The following is a 21881-nucleotide window of genomic DNA, read 5'->3' on the forward strand; positions in this document are numbered from 1 at the left end:
CGACCTAATTTCTAGATATCTACAGGAACTGCAATGCAAAACTACGGCTTGGCGCATGTCTGGGCGCAAGGGGATTTCGTCACGCGGGGCATCGCGCTCGCGCTGGCGATCATGTCGATCCTGTCGTGGACAGTGATTCTGGTGAAGGGCCTGAACGTGGTGCGCCTGAAGCGCCTCACGAAGAACGCGGAGCTAGCTTTCTGGCATTCAGACGATTTCGCCGACGGCATCAGGAAGCTGAGCAATCAATCCTCGAACGCGCAGGACAATCCGTTCCTCGCACTCGCCCTCTCCGGGCAGGATGCAGCCGATCACCATCATCAGACGCAACCGCATCTGCACGACCGCATGGACGTGTCGGACTGGATTACGCGCTGCCTGAAGGACACCATGGATGAAGGCGTCGGACGCATGCAGGCGGGGCTCGCCGTACTCGCATCGATCGGCAGCACGGCGCCGTTCGTCGGTCTGTTCGGCACGGTGTGGGGCATTTATCACGCGCTGCTGACCATCGGCGCGACCGGTCAGACGTCCATCGATCAAGTCGCGGGACCGGTCGGCGAGTCGCTGATCATGACGGCGTTCGGCCTGTTCGTCGCCATTCCGGCGGTGCTCGGCTACAACGCGCTGACGCGCGGGAACAAGACCATTGTCACGAAGCTGAACCGCTTCGCGCACGGCCTGCACGCGTTCTTCGTGACGGGCACCAAGCTCGCGTCCAGCAAGCGTGGCGACGGCCTGCGCCTGGCCACGCAAACCGCGCCGGGCGCCGCTGCGGGGTCTACGTCCGGCTCCAAGCAGCCTGCATCGCATGTGAGCTAAGGGGACGTCGCCATGGCCATGAGCCCTTTCTCCAGTGACGAGGACGACGGCATGATGAGCGAGATCAACATGACGCCGCTCGTCGACGTCATGTTGGTTCTCCTGATCATCTTTCTCGTCACGATTCCCGCCATCAACCATGCGGTGAAAATCGACTTGCCGAAAGCGAGCAGCCAGCCGCAGGACACGAAACCCGCGCATGTGGACGTTGCTGTCGAAGCGGACGGCACGGTGTTGTGGAACGACCAGAAGGTCGACGACGCCGCGCTGCAATTGCGCATAGCCGATGCGTCAAAGCAGACGCCGCAGCCGGAATTGCGCTTGCGTGCGGACCGCAAGGTGCCGTATGAGCGTGTCGCCGATGTGATGTCGGCCGCGCAAGGCGGCGGGTTATCGAAGATCGGCTTTGTCACCGAGCCGAAGGCGGGCGGCAAGTAGCGCGGCACGGTTTGCGCGCTTACGTCGTTTCGAAGCCCTTCGGGGACCCCAAAGTAAAAGGCCTTCATCGCAGTGATGAAGGCCTTTTTTTGTGTGCGCGCCGGCACATTCGGGCTAGCGATTACTTTGGCGTCGAGACATTCGAATCCGCGGTATCACCACATGCGACAGCCGTGCTCGACACGGACAGCGCTATCAGCCCTATCAGGCCTACTATAAAAGTGGCCGTGAGTTTTCGCATAAGCAGCTCCTTAGCGAAGAGATTTCAATATAGCGCCCGGGCACAACTCGTTCAAGCGGGCGGCGATTGAATCTGACCATCGCAAGCGCACGCTTCAATGTCAGAAACTTAAGGCGGCGCCGCGATTAGTCACACTGTTTCGCGAGCGGGCTCCACAGGGAGAGGACATTCTCCCGGGAAGCGATTGCCGTCATTGATCGACTCGACAAGAAAATCGACGAAAGCGCGAATGGCCGGCACCATGCCCTGCCGGGATAAAAACACCGCGTAGAGCTGCGGCGTAGGAAAAGTCCAGCCGGGCATCACCGGCGACATCTGGCCGGTACGCAGCGCAGCGCCGTACATCATGTCCGGCAATGCCGCGATACCCACGCCACGCAACACCGCTTCACGGATCATGCCGAGGTCTGCGGTCACAAGGCGCGGTTCGTGCTCGAACTCGTGACGCGTGCCGTCGGGCGCGATCAGGCGGAACACGTGACGTCCGTCGGTTGCAGGAACATCAATGGTATCGAACTGGGCCAGCTCCGACGGCGTGAGCGGCGGCGCGTTCGGCTTAAGCAGCGAGGGCGCGGCCACCAGCATCTGTTCTGCCCGCCACAGTGGACGCGCAACGATGGTCGAGTTGACGGGTGGTTCCGAGCGCACGCGCAACGCAACGTCGATTGGGTCTTCGAACAAATCGATCACGCGATTCGTCACGCTCAAGATGACGCGAACTTCGGGGTATCGATGCAGGAAATCGGGCATCACCTCTGACAAGAACGTCTGCGCGATCGTCACCGGCACGCTGACCCGGACACTGCCGCGCGGCGAATCCCGCAGGCTATGCACGATATCGACCGCGGCCTGGGCTTCTGCGAGCATCGCCTTGCAATGCTGGTAGAAGAGTTGCCCCGCCTCCGTGAGTGCGAGTTTTCGCGTGGAGCGCTGCATCAAGCGCACGCCGAGCGACGTCTCGAGCTCGGACACGCGCCGCGACAAACGCGACTTGGAAATACCCAGCACCCGCTCCGCCGCCGAGAAACCGCCATGCTCGACAACGTACGAAAAATACATCAGATCATTGAGGTCATGCGAATCAGGTTTCATGCGGTCAGGTTTTTCGTTGGGGTTTTCGTTGGGTGTTCGTCGTTCTACAGGCGGGACAATCCATTGCGGTTTAACGGCTTTTTCCGCGAAATACGGTCCATATAATAGCGCTATGTTTTAAATTTGGCGCTAATGCCTCATCCGTTGCATCGGCCACGCTGGCCCTACCCAAGCGAGGACAAAATGGAAAGCACACGCAGTATCGAACGCACGATTGCCGCGCTCCGCACGGTGGAGGGTGGTGGTTTCGTCGTACATCGCCCGTTCCCGACGCGGCTCTTGATGGATTTCGACCCGTTCCTGCTCCTCGATGAAATGGGCCCCGTCGACTACGCGCCCGGCGAGGCGAAAGGCGCGCCCGATCATCCGCATCGCGGCTTTGAAACCGTGACGTACGCTCTCGAAGGCCAGTTCGGCCACAAGGATTCGGCGGGCCATTCCGGCACCTTGCGTCAGGGCGACGTGCAATGGATGACGGCCGGCGCAGGCGTGGTTCACAGCGAAATGCCCGACCCCGAATTCACGCGCACCGGGGGCCGCGTGCATGGCTTGCAGCTGTGGGTGAACTTGCCCAAGCGCGACAAGATGATCCCGCCGCATTATCAGGAAATCGCGTCCGAACAGATTCCGGTCGCGACCAGCGACGACGGCCGCGTGCGCGTGAAGGTCATCGCGGGTGAAGCGCTGGGCGTCAAGGCAGCGATCGAAACGCGTACGCCTATTCTTTACCAGCATTTTTCGCTGCAACCGGGCGCGTCGATCGTGCATCCGGTGCCGCGGGACTTTCGTGTGTTCGGCTACGCGTTGTCGGGCAACGGTTTGTACGGCGAGGCGAAGCAAGCCGTGCGGGCGCAGCAGATGATCGTGTTCGCGGACGATGGCGATACGGTCACGTTCGCCGCAGGCGAAGAGCCGCTCGAATTGCTGTTGATTGGTGGCGTGCCGTTAAAGGAACCCGTGGTCCGATACGGCCCGTTCGTGATGAACACGGAGGAAGAGATCCGCCAGGCGGTAGTTGATTACCAGGAAGGACGTATGGGCACGATCAGCCACTAGGCGGCCTCGCCGCCGTCGAGCGGTCAGACCGTGCTTGTTTCACCGGCGCGGCACGAATGACACTATTTGCGTCACAATAGTCATTCGTGCCGCGCCGTTTTATCGTCTGCTTTTATTGCCCGCACCGTCTGTCCAACACTCACTCCGGAGTACCGCATGGCCGAAAAATTTGTGACGCCGCCTGTCAGCGCCCGTATCGGCGCGACAGATTTTCAGGTTTCGCTGAGCGACGGCCAGCATGACTGGATCGCCGACGAACCGTCATCACATGGTGGCGCAGATACCGGCCCCACTCCCCACAGCCTGTTGCTGTCGAGTCTGGGCGCGTGTACGTCGATCACGCTGAAGATGTATGCGAAGCACAAGGCATGGCCGCTTGAAGCGGTGCACGTGACGCTCACCATGGACATCACGCCCGAAGGCACGGTGATCGATCGCCAGATCCTTCTGACTGGCGAACTCGATGAAACCCAGCGGGAACGGCTCTTGCAAATTGCAAATGCGTGCCCCGTGCACAAGATTCTCAGCGGCACGATCATGATTCAATCGGGCCTTATGGCTGCATAAGCGGCGGCATAAGCGGCTTGCCGGCCAATCGAACAAACCCAAGGAAACTGTCGTTTTGAATTTCGAACACCTCATCCAGATCAACGACCCGCTCAATCCATTCGTGGAATCGATGACCCGCGAACAGGTCTGGCAAGGACTCGTGCTGCGCGTGGAACAGCCGCAATTATTCGTGATCGGCCTGGATCGCTGCGTGATCCTGTCGCGTGTTGGCGACGTGCTCGAACGCGAACTGCACTACGGTCAGGCCATCGTGCGTGACCGCGTGACGCTGATCCCCGAAGCCAGTGTCCGCTATGACATCCTGCCGACGGCCGATTACGTGGGCGGCTCACTGACCATGGCCATCGAACAACCGGACGAGCTTCAGTTGTTCCTGCGTTTTACTTACGCCACCACGCTGCCTGTGGCCGATGATCCACAGGCAAGCGCCGACGCGCTTCAGACGCAGGAGATCGTGAAGTCGGCATACCGGGAAGCGGATATCGACACCGTCCGGCTGATCCGGCAATTCGCTCACGGCAATCTCGAAGGCCCGCTGCACTAAGGCAGCGCCACGTTTCGATTGATTCGGCTAGCGGACAGTCAATGACTATCGAAACGTGTGATCGATGAATACTTCGTTGTTGTAAATGGGAATGGTTATCATTAAGATTACTCCATCGACTCAACGAACGGACTCTTCGACATGACCGACCTCCTGCGCTCCAACACGCTTCGGCTTCGTCGCCCCGTCGAACGCTCCGCGGCGGCAAGCATCTCGCGGCCCCGGACGGCAGCTGTCACGACCGCGCGTGCTGCGCCGTCGAGTATCGTGTCCGACAGCGGCGAGCGTTCGCTACGCAGCGACACCTTGCTGCAAGGTCATAGCCACATCAGCATCATGCATAACGGTGAAACGTATCAGTTGCGCGCGACGCGTCTTGGCAAGCTGATTCTCACCAAGTAGAAGGTAGGAGCGCACAGGAACACGCAGGACCGAATTGCAGTACCGGGTATTGTGGGGACCACCTCTTCGAGAGGTGTTTGGCAGTAGCCAGCAATGACGGCTTGCACGCGAGAATTTAGACCCCTTCGTGCAAACACCAGCCAGTCGTCGATAGCCAGCGAAGCCGCTTTTTTTGGTTCCCGCCATGTGCTTTGAACAGCACCATCAGTTAAACAAAAAGCACGTTTTCGCGAGAAAACGTGCTTTTTTATTTAGGCCGACGGGCTGCGATCGGCCATGCTTAAAACTGCTTTTGAACCTTAAACGTTCTCGATCCCCAATGCCGCGATTCCCGCTCGCGCCACCGCAGCATCCTGATCCGACTTCACGCCTGACACACCTACCGCGCCGACAATGTCCGCACCCACCACGATCGGCACGCCACCTTCCAGCATGGCCGTCATCGGTGCGCTCAGGAACGCCGTGCGGCCTTGCTTGATCATGTCTTCATACACTTTCGTTTCGCGCCGGCCGAGCGCGGCGGTGCGTGCCTTACCCGCCGACATCTCGGCGGTGCTTGCGCCTGCGCCATCCAGCCTGTGCAGGTGAAGCAGATGACCGCCGTCATCGACGACAGCAATCGACACGCACCACTTGTTCGCCAATGCATGCGCTTCAGCTGCGGCCGCGATGGTTTTTACGTCGACATCGGTTAATACGGGTTTCGTTCTCATTGGGTCACCTGTTGGGATAGTCGTTGCATTGATAAAGGGATCGGTTCGCGATTCTCTCGATACCCGCAACGTTACCGCGAAAAGCCCCAGAACATCAGATACCAGGCGCTATCGACCACGGCGAGCGCGGCGATGAACCATAGCATCGCAACGCTTTGCGTCACAAAACGGCCAATCGCATACCTGCCGATGACCCGCCAGGCGAGCCACGCGCTCCACAGATTCGCGACGCCGAGCAAGCCGAGACGTACGTCGGTCACCCACCAGAGCGGCAAGTGTTCAGCGCGCAGCAAGGACACGGTCGTCGCCGATAAACCCAGGAACACGCCGCATCCCGCCACGGGAATCAGCGCCTGTGTCAGGTGATGCAGGCGCGTGAAACTGAAGCGCCCGAGCATGCGCGTGCCTGCGGCCAGCAAGGCGAGGAGCGCCGTGCCGTACACGAGCCCCGTCACCACGATATAGCCCACGACCATCCCGCCGTCGAGCCACGAGAACACATCGTTTTGTTCGGGGTAATGCGTGAACAGGAACCAGGGCGCGTTTGTATCGAGCGGCCAGAGAATATTGCGATCGATCAGCCACGCAGCAAAGATCTGCTTCAAGTCGACAAACCATGTACTTACGGTCCAGTGGAACGCGCCAATCGCAATGCCCAGCAAGCCGTAGAGGATCAGCGCGGTGTCCCACGGATTCGCTTGTTTATCGCCGAGCTGCACGACTTCGGCCGAGGGCGAGCGCCACTCGAGCGAAATAGCGTCCCGATGGCCGCTGCAACGGCCGCACATATGGCAGTCCGACGCGCCTTTCATGGCGCGCAGCGGCACGAGCGGCGCGCAGTTGACTGGGATCACGCGATGCCCGTGCTCACCCTCTTTATACGACCGGCGCCACGCGTCTTCATTCACCTTGTAGTGGAACGGTGCAAGCCGCGCCAGAAGCGAAAACACCCCGTTCACGGGGCAGAGATACTTGCACCACACGCGTTTCTCGCGCCCATACAACACGCCGACAATCATCGCGCCGACGGTCGAGCCTCCGAGCACCAGCAACACGGCTTTCGGATATTGATAAACGCTGACCATCTGGCCATAGATGGTGGTAATGCCGAACGCGACGAATGGCCAGCCGCCCCAGCGCAACCAGCGCGGAATGGCCCAACCGCGGCCGAACTTGCTCGCAAACTCGGTCAGCGCGCCTTCGGGACACAGCACGCCGCACCACACGCGGCCGAGCATCACCATGGAGAGCAGGACGAACGGCCACCAGATACCCCAGAACACGAACTGCGCGGCCAGCGTCAGGTTGGTCCAGAGATGCGCGCTGCCGTCCGGCAGCGGCAGAACCGCTGGAACCAGAATCAGAAATGCATACACGGCAACCACGACCCATTGAACGCCGCGGATCATGCTGCCGTGTTGCTGCATCCATTGCCCGGCTTGCTGCAGCCGTCCGGGCCGATGCATCACCTCGCCCATACCGCTCATGCCACCCTTCTCGCCGATTTTTGCGTCATCCGGTTTTTCGACCGGCGCAGCAGCAGGAAGACCACGGCCCAATACACGACGTACCCAATCAGGTTCATGCCGGCAGGATGCGCGCGATAACCCGTCAGCGTGGCGACCAGCGAGCCGAAGGTGCTGGAGTCATCGAGCAGCCAGGACGTGTTCCACACTTGGTTCATGACGACGGGCAGGATCTCCTTGTCGATGAGTTTATCGACACCCGTTTCAAACAGACCCGCCGCGAGGAACAACAGCATGATTTCCGTCACGCTGAAAAAGAGCCGCCACGAGAAGATCTTGCCGCCAAGCTGCAGCAGATAGAACGTCAGGAACGCCAGCGCCAGACCAATCGCGACCGCCAGATACTGCATGGGGTCGACGTGGCCCGACTGACCGAAGCCGAGGCCGTACAAAAAAATCACGGTCTCGCTGCCTTCCCGCGCAATAGCGAGCGCGACGAGCAAGGTCACGCCCCACCAGTTCGCGTTCTGCTTGCTCCTTTCGAGCGACGCTTCCATATCCCGTTTCATGGAGCGCCCGTGGTGCTTCATCCACAGCACCATTTGCACGATCAGCACGCACGCGACCAGAACCATCCCAGTCTGAAAATAATCCTGTGCATCGCCTGAGAGCTCATCCGTGAAGCCAACCAGCGCCGCGCCCAGCGCCACTGCAGCCAGCAATCCCGCCGCCACACCGGCCCACAAATACGGAATGCCGCGACGCGCGTCGGCGTCGCCATTTTTCAGCCATGCGTACAGGATGCCGACGACCAGCAGCGCCTCGACACTCTCCCGCCACACGATGAAAAGAACCTGACCCATCACTTACCTCCCGCTCTTGCAAGCCGAAGCGGTTTGCGCGTGACGCTGAACGGACAGCGCGCGAACCGGCCCGGCGTGACCTCACTTCGCGACGATGACACCCTGCGCCGACTGATGAAAATCGTCGAAGAACTTGTATTCGCCCTTGTCCAGCGGCGCTATGACAACGAAGGAATCGGCGCCCGGCGCGAGCACTTTTTCCTTGCGCAACTGGATGCTTTCAAACTCCGCCGCACCCTTGCCAATGTTGTGCACTTCGATCTTGATGCGCTGCCCCGCCGGCACTTCAATACGCGTGGGATTCAGCTTGCCGTCGTTCATTTCCAGCTTGAAGGTCGGCAGGTCGGCGGCTTGCGCTGCTGTGACACTGGCGAACCATCCGGCCGCCAAGGCTAGCGACAGCGAGGCGGCGACCAACTTGGTTTTGCGTTGCATGCATGCTTCCTGGCTGCGGCGTCCGGTCCGACGTTTCAATCACGTCATGCTGGACGCCTGGCTCGAATACTTAGTAACCACCCTTCTTGCCGATGCCGGCGAACGGGAAATCGTATTCGATCGTGTACGGCTTGAACCACGCACCCACGCCGGTTTCCTTGTCGACGTGACGGCCGAACGCCATGTGGCCGGTTTGCATCGGCGGCGCAATGTTGAGTTTCATGTGGTATTTGCCCGGGCCGAACAACTTCACGTTGTCGCCGTAATGCGGGCCGTCGTTAGCGACCATGGCCATCATGTCGCCCTTGATGGTTTGCGTGGTGCCAACCTTGGTCAGTTCGTACGTCACCTGCAGGTAAGGCATCCAGTCGCCTTCCGCAAAGCCGTTCGGGTTGTTCTTCACGGCGTGGATATCGGCTTCCAGGTGGACGTCCGAATCCGATGCCTTGCGCATCATGCCTTCCGGTTCCATCGTGATCGGCTGCAGATACACCGCGCCCACTTCCATGCCGTTTTCGATGTGCTGCTTGCCGATCGGATATTCGGCCGCCGACGCCGACACCACTGCCGCCAGTGCGACTGCAGCCACCGACCCGCGCACCAAAGTTGAAACCTGCATCCTTCACTCCTTCTTGTTATTGATCAGACCGCCACTGTGCGTGCTTGCGTGCGTTCGACCCGACCCGGTCAGATCACCGATCGATCCGGCATCGGCGATAGGAAATTGCAATATAGATGTAACATGCAACGTTAATACGAACCATTCTCAATGGGAGTGGAGTTTAGCACTGATCGGAAGGCGGAACAATTTGATGGAGATCAACAAGGCTTGTGCCCGTTGGGTTTCTGAGATGAAAGAGATCTTTTTCAAGCGGAATTTTGGGCAAAAAAAGGCGGCGAACCCTCTCAGGTTGCCGCGCTTTCGACGCTAAAACGCTTACGGTCAGCTGATGCCTGTAATGTGGTCGCCCACATTGGCGCCAAACACGCGCTGCCTTAAAAGCGACAGTTGGTCGCGGGTCTGCGCAGCTTTTTCGAACTCGAGGTTTTTCGCGTGATCCATCATCTGCTTTTCGAGACGCTTGATTTCCTTCGATAGCTGCTTCTCGGACATATCCTCGAACTTCGCTCGCGTCTGCGCTTCCTTCAATTCGGCGCGGGCGTCGTCGGCGTTATAGACACCGTCGATAATGTCCTTGATCCGCTTGGTCACGCCACGCGGCGTAATACCCATCGCGAGGTTATGCGCGATCTGCTTCGTGCGGCGCCGTTCGGTCTCGCCGATCGCACGCTTCATCGAATCCGTGACTTTGTCGCCGTAGAGAATCGCCTTGCCGTTCACGTTACGCGCAGCCCGGCCCACCGTCTGGATCAGCGAACGTTCCGCGCGCAGGAAGCCCTCCTTGTCGGCATCGAGGATCGCGACCAGCGACACTTCCGGGATATCAAGCCCTTCCCGCAGCAGGTTGATCCCGACCAGCACGTCGAACGTTCCGAGGCGCAAATCGCGGATGATTTCCACACGCTCGACCGTATCGATGTCGCTATGCAGGTAGCGCACCTTCACGCCGTGATCCGCGAGAAATTCGGTGAGTTGTTCGGCCATGCGCTTCGTCAGCACCGTAACCAGTACACGCTCGTGCACTTTGACGCGCTCATTGATCTCGCCAAGCACGTCGTCCACTTGCGAGCGCGCCGGGCGCACTTCAATCTCGGGATCGACCAGACCGGTCGGGCGCACAAGCTGCTCGGCCACCTGCCCCGCCGTGCGGTTTTCGTAATCGGCCGGTGTAGCCGAAACGAAGATCGCCTGGCGCATCTTGCGTTCGAATTCGTTGAACTTCAGCGGCCGGTTGTCCAGCGCCGATGGCATCCGGAAACCGTAGTCGACCAGATTCTCCTTGCGCGCCCGGTCGCCGTTGTACATGCCGTTCAACTGACCGATCAGCACGTGCGACTCGTCGAGCAGCATGAGCGCGTCGGGCGGCAAATAATCGACGAGCGTTGGCGGCGGTTCGCCCGGCGCCGCGCCGGAAAAATGGCGTGAATAGTTCTCGATGCCTTTGCAGAAACCCAGTTCCTGCAGCATTTCCAGATCGAAACGCGTGCGCTGTTCAAGCCGCTGTGCCTCCACCAGCTTGCCGTCCTTGTGAAAGAACTCGAGCCGTTCGCGCAATTCCAGCTTGATTGTCTCAATAGCGCGCATCACCGTATCGCGTGGCGTCACGTAGTGCGACGACGGATACACGGTGAAACGCGGAATCTTGTTGCGCACGCGGCCGGTGAGCGGATCGAAGAGTTGCATCGACTCGATTTCGTCGTCGAACAGCTCCACGCGAACCGCCATTTCCGCGTGCTCCGCCGGGAAGATGTCGATGGTGTCGCCCCGCACGCGAAACGTCCCGCGTGAAAAGTCGGCTTCGTTGCGGTTGTACTGCATCGCGATCAGGCGCGCGATGATGTCGCGCTGGCCCAGCTTGTCGCCGGTGCGCAGCGTCAGAATCATCTTGTGATATTCCGACGGATTGCCAATACCGTAAATGGCCGACACCGTCGCCACAATCACCACATCGCGCCGCTCGAGCAGGCTTTTCGTCGCCGACAGCCGCATTTGCTCAATGTGCTCGTTTATCGACGAATCCTTCTCGATAAACAGATCGCGCTGCGGAACGTAGGCTTCCGGCTGGTAATAATCGTAGTAAGAAACGAAGTATTCGACTGCATTGCGAGGGAAAAACTCGCGAAACTCGGCGTAGAGCTGCGCGGCAAGCGTCTTGTTCGGCGCGAACACAATGGCCGGCCGGCCCATGCGCGCAATCACGTTCGCCATGGTGAACGTCTTGCCGGAGCCCGTTACGCCGAGCAATGTCTGGAACGACAGACCGTCCTCGATCCCTTCCACGAGCGTTGCGATTGCCGTCGGCTGGTCGCCCGCCGGCTGATACGGTTGATAAAGCTGGAACGGAGAGCCTTCGAACCTGACGAACTTGGATTCGTCGAGGGTCTCGTCGGTTTCGAGTAGCGGGGTATCGGACATGAGGGAGAGGTGCCTTGGCCGAGAGCAAACACCCATTCTAGCGGTTCGCGCTGGAGCGGGTTTGGACGGCGAATCAGGATTGATGGGACAGGTTTCAGGCGATTTGTGCCGGGCTTCGCAGGATGTCCCGTGTTTTCAACATGGGGCGCCGATACCGAATCGCAAGTGATTGTTTTGACGAGTGAAAGCTTCGCGCTCATGTTCGAGCACGTGGCGGGGACTTGTCTGCGTTTGCATAAAAAATCGGCAAATTGCCGGAAAAAAATAACCAAATCCGGTGTTTCTTCCATTTCCCGACGCCGTAAAGCACCGCTCGATTCGTTACAATGCCGAACTGGGGTTTTCATCGATGGGACGGAGTTTTGTTGGAGTTTGTTGGCTCCGGTTGGCTCCTTGAGGTTCGGTTTGCCCCGCTTTTCAGCCGCTCTGTTGCCGATTAGCTGCCGATCAGTTGCCCCCCATCCCGACCGCCCGTGCCGCCTTATCCACTACCGCCGATAAATCATGTCTCTTTTCTCAGCCGTCGAGCTTGCCCCCCGTGACCCGATTCTGGGCCTGAACGAAGCCTTCAACGCCGATCCGCGCACTACCAAGGTCAACCTCGGCGTGGGCGTGTATTTCAACGAAGAAGGCAAGATTCCGCTCCTGCGTGCCGTTCGCGAAGCCGAAAAAGCGCGTACTGAACTTGCCGCTCCGCGTGGATATCTCCCCATTGAAGGCATTGCCGCTTATGACGCAGCTGTGCAAAAGCTGCTGCTTGGCGACGATTCTCAACTGATCGCCGACGGCCGCGTGATCACGGCACAGGCGCTGGGCGGAACGGGTGCGCTCAAGATTGGCGCCGACTTCCTGAAGCGGCTGAATCCCACGGGCAAAGTCGCCATCAGCGACCCGAGCTGGGAAAACCATCGTGCGTTGTTCGAATACGCGGGTTTTGAAGTCGCGAACTACCCGTACTACGAGGCAGCCACGCACGGCGTGAAATTCGACGCCATGCTGGAAGCGTTCAACAGCTACCCGGCCGGAACGGTCGTGGTGCTGCACGCGTGCTGCCACAACCCGACCGGCGTCGACCTGACCCCGGCACAATGGCAACAGGTCGTCGAAACGGTCAAGGCGCGCTCGTTGGTGCCGTTCCTCGACATCGCCTATCAGGGGTTCGGCGAGAACATCGACGCCGACGCTGCTGCCGTTCGCCTCTTCGCCAAGGCAGATATCAACGTATTCGTGTCGTCGTCGTTCTCCAAATCGTTCTCGCTGTATGGCGAGCGCGTGGGCGCACTGTCGATCATCACGAGCTCGAAGGAAGAAGCCACGCGCGTGTTGTCGCAATTGAAGCGCGTGATCCGCACGAACTATTCGAATCCGCCGACGCACGGCGGTTCGGTCGTCGCCGCAGTTCTCGCTTCGCCCGAATTGCGCGCCACGTGGGAACAGGAACTCGGCGAAATGCGTGACCGCATTCGCGCAATGCGCAACGGTCTGGTCGAACACATCAAGGCAGCAGGCGTGGAACGCGACTTTGGCTTCGTGAACCAGCAGCGCGGCATGTTCTCGTACTCGGGCCTGACCTCGCCGCAGGTCGATCGCCTGCGCGAGGAGTTCGGGATCTACGCCGTCAGCACTGGCCGCATCTGCGTGGCCGCGTTGAATACGCGCAATCTTGAAGTGGTGGCCAACGCCATCGCGACTGTGCTGAAGTAAGTTGGGTTTTCGTGGTTTCTAAAAACGGCGCTCCGTGTGAGCGCCGTTTTTTTTGGGGGTCACGGGGCTGCTGCGGACAAGGAACGGCCGCTCGCGCTAGTTACCGCCGATCAACGCTCGTCGCGATGAACGTCGTGCGTGATGAAACCGGCATCGTTGTTCGGCATATCAAGCCAGTCGCGATGCGAGAGTGTGCCGCGGATATCGGACAGACCGCTTTCCCAGTGCCCACGCATGGTCGACAGTCCAAACTGAAAATCCTTGTAGTTCCCCTCGTACTCCTTATGCCGGTAGATGAGGTGGATGACGTTAAAACGCTTCGAGCACGCAAGTTCCTCCGCCGTCTTGCACCACGGGTCGCTGTTGCGGATGTCAACCGGCACCTTGTCCAGAACCTCCCTCAAGACGTTCCGAAACCGCTGTGAACGCTGCAGGGTGTCGGTAACGAGTCGCGTCCGGCTGGAGTACTGGATGTCCTTCACGCGTCCCATTACGTCGACAATGCTGTCCGGTACCGGTCCTCGCGCGCTCCACAGATCGACCTGGAACGCGAGCGTGTCACGACGCGGCGTAGTTTGCACGATCTCATACAGCGGCGTATTGGACATCAGGCCACCGTCCCAGAAATACTCGCCATCAATTTCGACGGCCGCGAAACCCGGTGGCAACGCCCCCGACGCCATGAAATGCTCCGGCCGCAACTTCATATGCGTGTTGTCGAAATAAGCGAAATTTCCGGTAGCTACGTTCACGGCCCCCACCGACACCCGTGTCTCACGCGAATTGATCCGGTCGAAATCGCAGAACCGTTCGAGCGTGCCCTTCAGCGGGCATGTGTCATAGAAACTCGCCGTGCCCGGCTCACCCGCAGCCAGCGGTGACGGGGGCGGGAAACGCGGTATGAAGAATCCCTTCTGCCCTTCGACCAGCGCGCTCGCAGCTTGCATGGCGGTGAACGCCTTGCGGATCTCGTCAGTGGAATTGAAGAATGCGTGCTCGACAAAAGCGGGCAACGGCGGCATGAACGCGGGCTGGCAGATCGTTTCCCAAAACTCGAGCAGGCGCGGGACGCGATCCTCAGGCGCGTTCCCGGCAATGATCGCCGTGTTCAACGCGCCAATGGAGATCCCTGCGATCCAGTTCGGGTGAATGCCGGCATCGTTCAACCCCTGATACACGCCCCCTTGGTAGGCACCGAGCGCCCCACCACCTTGCAGCATCAACGCGATGGTTTCATAGGGCGGCAACTTGATGCGCCCGTCCGCTTCAGGACCGCCTGAGGCAAACACCTCGGGCGGTTCGCCACAGTCAAGGGACGTCACCTTGCGAGGCTCCTTCGTTGCCTTCGTCCGTTTCATTCCTTTCGTCTCATTGTGTCCGCGTGCACTGTTCGTTCGCTCTACCATCGAAACTCCTGTTTCAAGCCTTACTGCATGTACCAGCCGTGGCTCACCACGACCGATTGTCCCGTGAGCGCAGCCGTGGGAAACGCTGCGAGGAACAGAACTGTTTGGGCCACGTCTTCCACCGTTGTGAAGACCCCGTCGACCGTACCGCCCAGCATCACGTTCTTGACCACGTCCTCTTCGCTGATACCCAGTTCTTTCGCCTGCTCAGGGATCTGCTTGTCGACCAGCGGCGTGCGCACGAAACCCGGGCACACCACATGCGAGCGCACGTGATGCTTCGCGCCCTCTTTCGCGAGCACACGAGCCAGTCCGAGCAACGCGTGCTTGGCGGTGACATACGCAGACTTGAGCGCCGACGCCTCGTGCGAATGCACCGATCCCATATAGATCACGACGCCGCCACGATCGTCCTTGTACATGTGCTGGAGCGCCGCTTTCGTGGTCAGAAACGCCCCGTCGACGTGAATGGCCTGCATCTTCTTCCAGTCGGAATACGCGTAGTTTTCGATCGGATTGACAATCTGCACGCCGGCATTCGACACCAGGATGTCGACCGAGCCGAATTCCGCCGCCACCCGATCGATACCCGTATTCACCGCCTGTTCGTCGGTAACGTCCATCACCACGCCTAACGCACGGCCGCCCTGCGACCTGATCTGCTCGGCCACAGCGTCGGCGGCCTCCTGGTTCAGATCCGCTATGGCGACCGCCGCGCCCGCCTCCGCAAAAGTCAGCGCGATTTGCTTACCGATCCCGCTCGCCGCGCCCGTGACCACCGCCACCTTGCCCGCCAGACTCGTATTCAGTGATGTCATTTGCCGCCCCTCCTCCGTTCAGGTTCGAACTATGAAACCACGCAACGCCGCGCCGATCAACCTCGATAAATGTCATAGGCCGTTCGGTCAGCTATTCGAAGCCATCTCACCGGGTTATCGTTGGTCACACATGCAATGAACGTAAAGGTTGGCAAGCCGGGCACCGCCACGTAAATTCTGAAATCGGATTAAGCTCTGAAACCCGCCTGAAGCAACTCAAACCGAAAACTGGAGATCACTCACATGAACTATCGTCGGCTAGGACGTTCCGGCCTGCAGGTCAGCGAATTGTCGATCGGCTCGTGGGTAACTTACGGCACGCAGGTCGACCATCGCGCGGCGCGCGAGTCGCTCGCTGCAGCCCGCGATCACGGTGTAAATTTCTTCGATAACGCCGAGGTCTATTCCAAAGGCAAGTCCGAAGAAATCATGGGGCGCGCGCTCAAAGAACTCGCGTGGCCGCGGGTGAGCTACGTTGTATCGACCAAGTTTTTCTTCGGTATCAACGAAGGGCCGAACCAGCAGCAAACGCTGAGCCGCAAGTACCTGCATAACGCCATTGACGGGTCGCTTGCTCGCCTGCAACTCGACTACGTCGATCTCGTGTTTTGCCATCGACCCGATCCGCATACGCCAATCGAAGAAACGGTTTGGGCAATGAGCGACATCATCGCGCGGGGCAAAGCGCTGTACTGGGGCACGTCGGAATGGAGCGCGGACGAGATTCGCACGGCGTACGATATTGCCGAGCGGCATCATCTGCATAAGCCGGTGATGGAGCAGCCTGAGTACAACCTTCTGCATCGCAAGCGAGTCGAGAACGAATACAAGCGCCTTTATGAGGACATTGGACTGGGTCTGACAACCTGGAGCCCGCTGGCTTCCGGGCTGCTCAGCGGCAAGTATCGTGATGGCGTTCCATCGGGCAGCCGTGCCCAGCTTCAAGGTTACGAGTGGTTGGCCAACAAGCTGACAGACAAGGGCGCAAATAACATTGTTGGGCGGCTTGCGGAGGTATCCGACCAGCTTGGCTGCTCGCTTGCACAGCTTTCCCTCGCCTGGATTTTGCTGAATCCGAATGTCAGCACAGTCATTACGGGCGCATCGCGGGTCGAGCAGATTCACGAGAATATGAAGGCCATCGATGTCGTGCAAAAGATCACGCCCGAGATCAAGCAGCGCATCGAGGAAATCGTGGGCGACGCGTACGTTTGAGTTTGACGGGCTCGTCTGACGGGTTGATCCTGGACAAGCAGGGTCGTCGGCTACAATAACGACCCTGCTGCGTGCGCCTTATCGTGCCGTACAGCGCCTTCGACTCGGCGCTCAGCTTCGTCCGTCCGGCTCAGGCCGCGCTCATTCTCGTCTCGCTCACTCATTTGCCATGCTCAGTTACCGACACGCCTTTCACGCAGGCAACCACGCAGACGTGCTGAAACACGCGGTCGTCGTGCAGTTGCTGCAACACCTTGCCCAGAAGGACAAGGCGTTCTGGTATATCGACACCCACGCCGGAGCCGGCGTGTATTCGCTGACCGACGGATTTGCGACCAAGACGGGCGAGTTCGAGACAGGCATTGCCAAGATCTGGACCAAGCGGGATTTGCCGGGCTTGCTCAAGGATTACGTCAAAGAGGTCAAGGCGCTGAATGCGGACGGCACGCTGCAGTTTTATCCCGGCTCTCCCTATCTCGCTTGGCGGGTAATGCGCGAACAGGATCGTATGCGGTTGTTCGAGCTGCATTCCACAGAAATCGACGTGCTGCGCCACAATTTTCGCGACGCCGGCCGACGTGCAGTGCTCTTCGAAGGCGATGGTTTCGACGGCATAATCAAGCTGTTACCCCCTCCTCCGCGTCGCGCACTTGTTCTGATCGATCCGTCGTATGAAGACAAGCGCGACTACGCACGCACGCTCAACTGCCTCGAAGAAAGCCTGAAGCGCTTTGCGACCGGCACGTATGCAATCTGGTATCCGCAAGTGACCCGGCTGGAGTCCCAGCGTTTCGCCGATCAACTGAAGCGTGTGCAGCCGAAGAATTGGCTGCATGCGTCATTGACCGTGAGCAAACCTCCCGTCGACGGCTTTGGGCTTTTCGGGAGTGGCATGTTTATCGTGAATCCGCCGTATACGCTCGCAGCTGAGTTGAAAGAAACGCTGCCCTATCTCGTCGACGCACTCGGTCAGGACAGCAAGGCAGCGTTCAAACTCGAACATCGTGGCAACTGAAAGTGCCGGTACCGTTCGCCGTTAATCAAGTGACGTGGTAACCGAACCGCTTACGGTGTGTGGGTTCGACGATCGGGTTGGCACGGTCGCCACAGGGTTCGGTGTTGCGACCGTTTTCGGCGTTGCGACGGATATCGGTGTGATTATCGGGGGCTGCTGCCCGGGAGACTTCGGCGCCTGCGGCACGGCAGGCTGCGTCAGACCTGGGGCCTGGGTTTGAGCACCGGTTGGCACGCCGTAAGACGCGCCGGAATGCAACGACGCGGAATGCGGCCGATGCCGGTAATTGGACGGTGCCTGTGAAGCCGTAGAGGAGCCGTATCCCTGCGCGCCATGATGGCCGCCGCCCTGCTGAAGATCGATATAAGGCGAAACGACGATCGTCTGCTGATCTTGCTGCGGCAATTCGAGCAACGTGGCCATGGGGCTCGCGGGCACCATGCCCGAGCCATTCAACGGACCCGTCTGCAGAACGGTGCCCCCTGCGCCGCTGTGAATCCCGGTCTGCGTACTCAAGATGAGCGGCTGACCACCCGCCTGGGCGAATGCGTCCAGGGTGGTCAAACCCGAGACCAAGCATAGCGCCGCAATCGCCACACTTTTGACAGGTCGAAGTTTTGGACTCACAGCGCCCCCTTGGCGAATGAATGATCGCCGACACGCATATCGGTCCGATTCATTTCACATCATATAAAAGCGCTTTACCTTACCGCGATGGCAAGCTTTAAGCTAGCTCTCCCGAAAGTCGACATTCAAGGAGATTCGATGACATTCCCGAAAGCCTTCCTCGCTGGCGCAGCCGCGTTTGCAATCTCAATCGTTGTCTCGATGCCCGCTGCGTTTGCACAGACGCCGGCATCCTCTGCATCGATGGCCGGCATGGATATGTCAGCCGCAAGCGGCAACCAGGGCGATTCTGCATCGACGAAGGAATTCCAGGCAGCCGATCATTCGATGATGTCCGGCATGTCCGGTGTCGAGTACACCGGTAACGCCGATCACGATTTTGTCGCGCACATGATCCCGCACCACGAGGGCGCCGTTGCGATGGCAAAGGTCGAGCTGAAGTACGGCGAAGACGCCAAGTTGCGGGCCTTGGCCAAAGAGATCATCGCTTCGCAGGACAAGGAGATCGCATTCATGAAGCAATGGATCGCAACGCATCCCCAGAAAAAGTGAGCACCTTGGCCTGATTGGCGAGAGTAGCCCAAAAACGACAAAGCCCCGCATGCGGGGCTTGTTCGATTTTTCGGCCGGGTGTTCTCGGCGGAAATTACAGCGAGTAGCCTTCGGTTTCCAACGAGCGAATACGCTTTTCGAGTTGGACGATATCCGACGATTGGGCCAGATATTCTTCACGACGATTACGTTCGGCGGTTTCAAACCAGATGCTGACTTTTTCGAGCAGGAATGCAAACATGATTTTTTCTCCAAGGATTTCAAATGAATCCCCGGCGGTTCGGGTCAGGGATATCCCTCAAAAGGGTTAACCCGAATTATAGAGGAACCGCGCTGGAGGTGTTAGTGAAATGCCTGCATTGGGTGCATTCTTTTTTGGAATGGTGCATGCACCGCCTCGGAACAAGTAGTTGATTTCGCTGGTTTTCTCGGAAAATTTCAAATCAGAGCATCAAATTGGCACATCTGTGGTGCATGGCTCGGCTGAACGAGCATATCCCAATGCACCAACAGGGTCATTCGGCCAACCCTTCCAGAATGGGGCAATCGGGTCGTCCGTCACCGTGACAATTGACCGCCAAATGAGCGAGCGTGTCCCGCATATCCGTGAGTTCCGCGATCCGCCTGTCCAACTCCGCGACATGTTCGAGCGCGATTGCCTTGACCTCTGCACTGGCGCGCTGCCGGTCCTGCCACAAGGCCAGGAGTTTGCGAATATCGTCGACCAGAAAGCCGAGCCGACGCGCTTGCCGAACAAAGCGGAGCGCATGAACCTCCTGGGTCCCGTACATCCTGTACCCCGATGTGGTGCGGTCGGCCGGTGGTAAAAGGCCAACGCTTTCGTAATACCGAATCATCTTGGCCGTCACGCCGGACGCCCGCGCCGCTTCACCGATGTTCATCGCAGATACTCCCGAATTTTTCCATGGACTCTACACCTTCCAACGATAGGAAGGTATAGCATGGTTCGCTCTTACAAAAACCAGGCAAGGAATTGATATGGCTGAATTCAAGGTAGACGGCATGAGCTGCCAGCATTGCGTCGCCGCGGTCACGCGTTCGATCCATGAAATAGACGCCGCGGCACAAGTTCAAGTGGATCTCGAGCACGGGCGTGTTGTAGTGGTATCGACCGAAGGCATCGATGCGCTCAAGGAAGCAATCGATGAGGCGGGCTACACGGTCATATCGGCGAACGCCGCATGACACGGGGGGCGCAATTCAAGGTTGCATTGATCGGCGCATCCGGGTTGCTTGGACGCGCCGTCGCGAATGAACTGGCCGTGATAACCCGGTGGCAGGTGGTACGTACAGCATTCCGTCATGGCGACGCGAGCACCATCACGCTCGATATCCGCGATGAAGGTGCCGTCCGCCAGTTCATCGCTGACCAGGCGCCTGACGCTGTCGTTGTGGCCGCGGCCGAACGGCGTCCAGACGTTTGTGAGAATGACCCAGTGCTCGCACGAGCGTTGAACGTCAACGCATTAGGCTTTATCGCGAGTGCCGCACAGGAAATCGGTTCGTGGATTCTCTCCATCTCGACCGACTATGTCTTCGATGGCACACGACCGCCCTATCAGCCGGGCGATGTGCCAAATCCCCTTAATGCCTATGGTCGTAGCAAGCTTGACGGAGAGCGGGCGCTGCTGGGATCCGGTGCGCGGTCCTGCGTGCTGCGTTTACCGCTCCTGTATGGTCCGGTGATCGACTGGGGTGAGTCGGCGGTAACAAGCTTGATGCCGGCAATCGTGGAATCTGCTTGCGGAGTCACACCCGCGGTGATGGACGCTTGGGCAACGCGCTACCCCACCTTCACACCCGACGTGGCGGTTGTGATCCGGCAACTGCTGGAGCGGCATGAAATCGGTGACTCAGTTACCGGCGTGATGCACTGGTCCGGCGATGAGCCGATGACAAAGTTCGACATTGCGCAGAGGATCGCGCAAGTGCTGAATATTGATGCCCGCATCACGGCACAACGAACGCCGAATGATGCTACGCCGCGCCCACGAAACTGCCATCTCGCATCGGATGCCTTGGAGGTTTTGAAGATCGGACAACGAACACCTTTCGACACCGCGATCCGCACGGTACTGCAAGACTGGCCGCGTCCAACAAACCTGTGAGGCCGTGAAATTCGGGCGTAGCCAACCAGGCTACGCCCGAATTCAACGCATTGGTCACATTGGCATTTCGGTGCTGGGCAAAGATTCGAAGACAACGACAGTTACTTCGACGGTCATACCGGACACCCGAATGGAGCGCGAAGAGCGTCACGAGTCGGCTATTTGAAGCGTGAGCCCGAAACGCAAAAACCCCACCTTTTTGGGGTGGGGTTTTTGCGAAGCTGCGGTGAGTTGCAGCGAATGAGGAGCCTGACGATTACCTACTTTCACACGGGTATCCGCACTATCATTGGCGTGGAGTCGTTTCACGGTCCTGTTCGGGATGGGAAGGGGTGGTACCAACTCGCTATGGTCATCAGGCATGAGGGGGTGTTGCGCTGATTTCTGGTCAACGCAACCAATCTGGGGAAGAAGTAGTCGAGAGTGTCTCTCGTTATTACTGGTGTTGCTTTGGGTTGTGTTTAGTACTGGCACAACACTGATCTCAACCTTGGCGGTTCCGGGTTGCTCTTGCGCACCCGAGACACACTGGTTATAGGATCAAGCCTTACGGGCAATTAGTATCAGTTAGCTTAATGCATTACTGCACTTCCACACCTGACCTATCAACGTCCTGGTCTAGAACGACCCTTCAAGGGGCTCGAAGCCCCAGGGATATCTCATCTCAAGGCGAGTTTCCCGCTTAGATGCTTTCAGCGGTTATCTCTTCCGAACATAGCTACCCGGCGATGCCACT

Annotated in this window: 24 protein-coding genes and 2 rRNA genes; 12 read left to right on the top strand and 14 right to left on the bottom strand. The window is 59.0% G+C overall.

All coding sequences use genetic code 11. The features are described from left to right. The first annotated feature begins 33 nt into the window (after positions 1 to 33). Together FH08_RS0114850 and FH08_RS0114855 are read left to right on the top strand one after the other, a co-directional pair. Positions 34 to 822, top strand: coding sequence for a MotA/TolQ/ExbB proton channel family protein (locus FH08_RS0114850; protein ID WP_051888281.1), 789 nt, complete (start codon positions 34 to 36; stop codon positions 820 to 822). Between the two features lie 12 nt (positions 823 to 834). Further along, positions 835 to 1260 (top strand): ExbD/TolR family protein, encoded by a 426-nt coding sequence (locus FH08_RS0114855; protein ID WP_031359080.1) that lies wholly within the window; start codon positions 835 to 837, stop codon positions 1258 to 1260. A 370-nt stretch (positions 1261 to 1630) separates the two neighbouring features. Here the strand turns inward: FH08_RS0114855 and FH08_RS0114860 are convergent, their stop codons facing one another. Continuing rightward, positions 1631 to 2593: a LysR family transcriptional regulator gene (locus tag FH08_RS0114860; protein WP_031359081.1), complete on the bottom strand. Its 963-nt coding sequence runs from the start codon at positions 2591 to 2593 to the stop codon at positions 1631 to 1633. A 183-nt stretch (positions 2594 to 2776) separates the two neighbouring features. On the opposite strand from FH08_RS0114860, the gene FH08_RS0114865 reads away from it, so the two are divergent. The 4 genes from FH08_RS0114865 to hemP all read left to right on the top strand — a co-directional run bounded on the left by FH08_RS0114865 (position 2777) and on the right by hemP (position 5165). Next, positions 2777 to 3649: a pirin family protein gene (locus tag FH08_RS0114865; protein ID WP_031359082.1), complete on the top strand. Its 873-nt coding sequence runs from the start codon at positions 2777 to 2779 to the stop codon at positions 3647 to 3649. Positions 3650 to 3805: 156 nt separating this feature from the next. Beyond that, on the top strand, positions 3806 to 4216 hold the full coding sequence (locus FH08_RS0114870; RefSeq protein WP_031359083.1) for an OsmC family protein: 411 nt from the start codon (positions 3806 to 3808) through the stop codon (positions 4214 to 4216). 55 nt (positions 4217 to 4271) lie between these two features. Further along, on the top strand, positions 4272 to 4763 hold the full coding sequence (locus FH08_RS0114875; RefSeq protein ID WP_031359084.1) for an SRPBCC family protein: 492 nt from the start codon (positions 4272 to 4274) through the stop codon (positions 4761 to 4763). A gap of 141 nt (positions 4764 to 4904) precedes the next feature. Continuing rightward, the gene (gene hemP, locus FH08_RS0114880; protein ID WP_031359085.1) at positions 4905 to 5165 is read left to right on the top strand and encodes a hemin uptake protein HemP; all 261 of its coding nucleotides are present in this window, start codon (positions 4905 to 4907) and stop codon (positions 5163 to 5165) included. 299 nt (positions 5166 to 5464) lie between these two features. On the opposite strand, the gene FH08_RS0114885 is transcribed toward hemP, so the two are convergent. The 6 genes from FH08_RS0114885 to uvrB form a co-directional block, all read right to left on the bottom strand. Continuing rightward, complete coding sequence (locus FH08_RS0114885; protein ID WP_031359086.1) at positions 5465 to 5878, bottom strand: heme-binding protein; 414 nt, start codon at positions 5876 to 5878, stop codon at positions 5465 to 5467. 71 nt (positions 5879 to 5949) lie between these two features. After that, positions 5950 to 7356 (bottom strand): 4Fe-4S binding protein, encoded by a 1407-nt coding sequence (locus FH08_RS0114890; RefSeq protein WP_031359087.1) that lies wholly within the window; start codon positions 7354 to 7356, stop codon positions 5950 to 5952. Positions 7357 to 7361: 5 nt separating this feature from the next. Next, positions 7362 to 8207 (bottom strand): FTR1 family iron permease, encoded by an 846-nt coding sequence (locus tag FH08_RS0114895; RefSeq protein WP_031359088.1) that lies wholly within the window; start codon positions 8205 to 8207, stop codon positions 7362 to 7364. A gap of 81 nt (positions 8208 to 8288) precedes the next feature. After that, a complete protein-coding gene (locus tag FH08_RS0114900; RefSeq protein ID WP_031359089.1) occupies positions 8289 to 8642 on the bottom strand; it encodes a cupredoxin domain-containing protein in 354 nt (117 codons plus the stop codon). Between the two features lie 70 nt (positions 8643 to 8712). After that, positions 8713 to 9261, bottom strand: a complete 549-nt coding sequence (locus tag FH08_RS0114905; RefSeq protein WP_031359090.1) for an iron transporter — start codon at positions 9259 to 9261, stop codon at positions 8713 to 8715. A gap of 324 nt (positions 9262 to 9585) precedes the next feature. Beyond that, positions 9586 to 11679 (bottom strand): excinuclease ABC subunit UvrB, encoded by a 2094-nt coding sequence (gene uvrB, locus FH08_RS0114920; protein WP_031359091.1) that lies wholly within the window; start codon positions 11677 to 11679, stop codon positions 9586 to 9588. Between the two features lie 504 nt (positions 11680 to 12183). Here uvrB and FH08_RS0114925 point away from each other — a divergent pair. Continuing rightward, on the top strand, positions 12184 to 13383 hold the full coding sequence (locus FH08_RS0114925; RefSeq protein ID WP_031359092.1) for an amino acid aminotransferase: 1200 nt from the start codon (positions 12184 to 12186) through the stop codon (positions 13381 to 13383). A 110-nt stretch (positions 13384 to 13493) separates the two neighbouring features. Here FH08_RS0114925 and FH08_RS0114930 read toward each other — a convergent pair whose 3' ends face one another. Both FH08_RS0114930 and FH08_RS0114935 read right to left on the bottom strand, forming a co-directional pair. Then, positions 13494 to 14741, bottom strand: coding sequence for a DUF3734 domain-containing protein (locus FH08_RS0114930; RefSeq protein ID WP_035566260.1), 1248 nt, complete (start codon positions 14739 to 14741; stop codon positions 13494 to 13496). A 68-nt stretch (positions 14742 to 14809) separates the two neighbouring features. Beyond that, positions 14810 to 15607, bottom strand: coding sequence for a 3-hydroxybutyrate dehydrogenase (locus tag FH08_RS0114935; protein ID WP_031359094.1), 798 nt, complete (start codon positions 15605 to 15607; stop codon positions 14810 to 14812). Positions 15608 to 15850: 243 nt separating this feature from the next. Between FH08_RS0114935 and FH08_RS0114940 the strand changes: the two genes are divergently transcribed. Beyond that, positions 15851 to 16822: a potassium channel beta subunit family protein gene (locus tag FH08_RS0114940; protein WP_031359095.1), complete on the top strand. Its 972-nt coding sequence runs from the start codon at positions 15851 to 15853 to the stop codon at positions 16820 to 16822. A 169-nt stretch (positions 16823 to 16991) separates the two neighbouring features. Then, positions 16992 to 17837 (top strand): 23S rRNA (adenine(2030)-N(6))-methyltransferase RlmJ, encoded by an 846-nt coding sequence (locus tag FH08_RS0114945; RefSeq protein ID WP_031359096.1) that lies wholly within the window; start codon positions 16992 to 16994, stop codon positions 17835 to 17837. A gap of 21 nt (positions 17838 to 17858) precedes the next feature. On the opposite strand, the gene FH08_RS49505 is transcribed toward FH08_RS0114945, so the two are convergent. Then, the gene (locus FH08_RS49505; RefSeq protein ID WP_152602833.1) at positions 17859 to 18401 is read right to left on the bottom strand and encodes a hypothetical protein; all 543 of its coding nucleotides are present in this window, start codon (positions 18399 to 18401) and stop codon (positions 17859 to 17861) included. A 201-nt stretch (positions 18402 to 18602) separates the two neighbouring features. On the opposite strand from FH08_RS49505, the gene FH08_RS0114960 reads away from it, so the two are divergent. Next, on the top strand, positions 18603 to 19016 hold the full coding sequence (locus tag FH08_RS0114960) for a DUF305 domain-containing protein (protein WP_031359098.1): 414 nt from the start codon (positions 18603 to 18605) through the stop codon (positions 19014 to 19016). A 94-nt stretch (positions 19017 to 19110) separates the two neighbouring features. Here FH08_RS0114960 and FH08_RS51870 read toward each other — a convergent pair whose 3' ends face one another. Both FH08_RS51870 and cueR read right to left on the bottom strand, forming a co-directional pair. Beyond that, positions 19111 to 19257 carry a DUF3563 family protein gene (locus tag FH08_RS51870; RefSeq protein ID WP_087882081.1) on the bottom strand — a complete coding sequence of 49 codons (147 nt, stop codon included), beginning with the start codon at positions 19255 to 19257 and terminating at the stop codon, positions 19111 to 19113. A 274-nt stretch (positions 19258 to 19531) separates the two neighbouring features. Next, positions 19532 to 19918: a Cu(I)-responsive transcriptional regulator gene (gene cueR / locus FH08_RS0114970; RefSeq protein WP_031359099.1), complete on the bottom strand. Its 387-nt coding sequence runs from the start codon at positions 19916 to 19918 to the stop codon at positions 19532 to 19534. Positions 19919 to 20015: 97 nt separating this feature from the next. On the opposite strand from cueR, the gene FH08_RS0114975 reads away from it, so the two are divergent. Both FH08_RS0114975 and FH08_RS0114980 read left to right on the top strand, forming a co-directional pair. Continuing rightward, positions 20016 to 20222 (top strand): heavy-metal-associated domain-containing protein, encoded by a 207-nt coding sequence (locus tag FH08_RS0114975; protein WP_031359100.1) that lies wholly within the window; start codon positions 20016 to 20018, stop codon positions 20220 to 20222. After that, positions 20219 to 21145 (top strand): dTDP-4-dehydrorhamnose reductase family protein, encoded by a 927-nt coding sequence (locus FH08_RS0114980; protein WP_031359101.1) that lies wholly within the window; start codon positions 20219 to 20221, stop codon positions 21143 to 21145. Before FH08_RS0114975 ends, FH08_RS0114980 begins: the two co-directional genes overlap by 4 nt. Before the next feature lie 247 nt (positions 21146 to 21392). Here the strand turns inward: FH08_RS0114980 and rrf are convergent. Together rrf and FH08_RS0114990 are read right to left on the bottom strand one after the other, a co-directional pair. Beyond that, positions 21393 to 21505 (bottom strand): 5S ribosomal RNA (gene rrf, locus FH08_RS0114985). Positions 21506 to 21681: 176 nt separating this feature from the next. Further along, positions 21682 to 21881 (bottom strand): 23S ribosomal RNA (locus FH08_RS0114990); the annotation flags it as partial.

Origin of the sequence: Caballeronia sordidicola, from assembly GCF_000729995.1 — a bacterium.
GTDB classification, from domain to species: domain Bacteria; phylum Pseudomonadota; class Gammaproteobacteria; order Burkholderiales; family Burkholderiaceae; genus Caballeronia; species Caballeronia sordidicola_A.

Coding starts and splice junctions, on each gene's coding strand:
- FH08_RS0114850 (WP_051888281.1), top strand. CDS start 34: ATGCAAAACTACGGCTTGGCGCATGTCTGGGCGCAAGGGGATTTCGTC.
- FH08_RS0114855 (WP_031359080.1), top strand. CDS start 835: ATGGCCATGAGCCCTTTCTCCAGTGACGAGGACGACGGCATGATGAGC.
- FH08_RS0114860 (WP_031359081.1), bottom strand. CDS start 2,593: ATGAAACCTGATTCGCATGACCTCAATGATCTGATGTATTTTTCGTAC.
- FH08_RS0114865 (WP_031359082.1), top strand. CDS start 2,777: ATGGAAAGCACACGCAGTATCGAACGCACGATTGCCGCGCTCCGCACG.
- FH08_RS0114870 (WP_031359083.1), top strand. CDS start 3,806: ATGGCCGAAAAATTTGTGACGCCGCCTGTCAGCGCCCGTATCGGCGCG.
- hemP (WP_031359085.1), top strand. CDS start 4,905: ATGACCGACCTCCTGCGCTCCAACACGCTTCGGCTTCGTCGCCCCGTC.
- FH08_RS0114885 (WP_031359086.1), bottom strand. CDS start 5,878: ATGAGAACGAAACCCGTATTAACCGATGTCGACGTAAAAACCATCGCG.
- FH08_RS0114890 (WP_031359087.1), bottom strand. CDS start 7,356: ATGGGCGAGGTGATGCATCGGCCCGGACGGCTGCAGCAAGCCGGGCAA.
- FH08_RS0114895 (WP_031359088.1), bottom strand. CDS start 8,207: ATGGGTCAGGTTCTTTTCATCGTGTGGCGGGAGAGTGTCGAGGCGCTG.
- FH08_RS0114900 (WP_031359089.1), bottom strand. CDS start 8,642: ATGCAACGCAAAACCAAGTTGGTCGCCGCCTCGCTGTCGCTAGCCTTG.
- FH08_RS0114905 (WP_031359090.1), bottom strand. CDS start 9,261: ATGCAGGTTTCAACTTTGGTGCGCGGGTCGGTGGCTGCAGTCGCACTG.
- uvrB (WP_031359091.1), bottom strand. CDS start 11,679: ATGTCCGATACCCCGCTACTCGAAACCGACGAGACCCTCGACGAATCC.
- FH08_RS0114925 (WP_031359092.1), top strand. CDS start 12,184: ATGTCTCTTTTCTCAGCCGTCGAGCTTGCCCCCCGTGACCCGATTCTG.
- FH08_RS0114930 (WP_035566260.1), bottom strand. CDS start 14,741: ATGAAACGGACGAAGGCAACGAAGGAGCCTCGCAAGGTGACGTCCCTT.
- FH08_RS0114935 (WP_031359094.1), bottom strand. CDS start 15,607: ATGACATCACTGAATACGAGTCTGGCGGGCAAGGTGGCGGTGGTCACG.
- FH08_RS0114940 (WP_031359095.1), top strand. CDS start 15,851: ATGAACTATCGTCGGCTAGGACGTTCCGGCCTGCAGGTCAGCGAATTG.
- FH08_RS0114945 (WP_031359096.1), top strand. CDS start 16,992: ATGCTCAGTTACCGACACGCCTTTCACGCAGGCAACCACGCAGACGTG.
- FH08_RS0114960 (WP_031359098.1), top strand. CDS start 18,603: ATGACATTCCCGAAAGCCTTCCTCGCTGGCGCAGCCGCGTTTGCAATC.
- FH08_RS51870 (WP_087882081.1), bottom strand. CDS start 19,257: ATGTTTGCATTCCTGCTCGAAAAAGTCAGCATCTGGTTTGAAACCGCC.
- cueR (WP_031359099.1), bottom strand. CDS start 19,918: ATGAACATCGGTGAAGCGGCGCGGGCGTCCGGCGTGACGGCCAAGATG.
- FH08_RS0114975 (WP_031359100.1), top strand. CDS start 20,016: ATGGCTGAATTCAAGGTAGACGGCATGAGCTGCCAGCATTGCGTCGCC.
- FH08_RS0114980 (WP_031359101.1), top strand. CDS start 20,219: ATGACACGGGGGGCGCAATTCAAGGTTGCATTGATCGGCGCATCCGGG.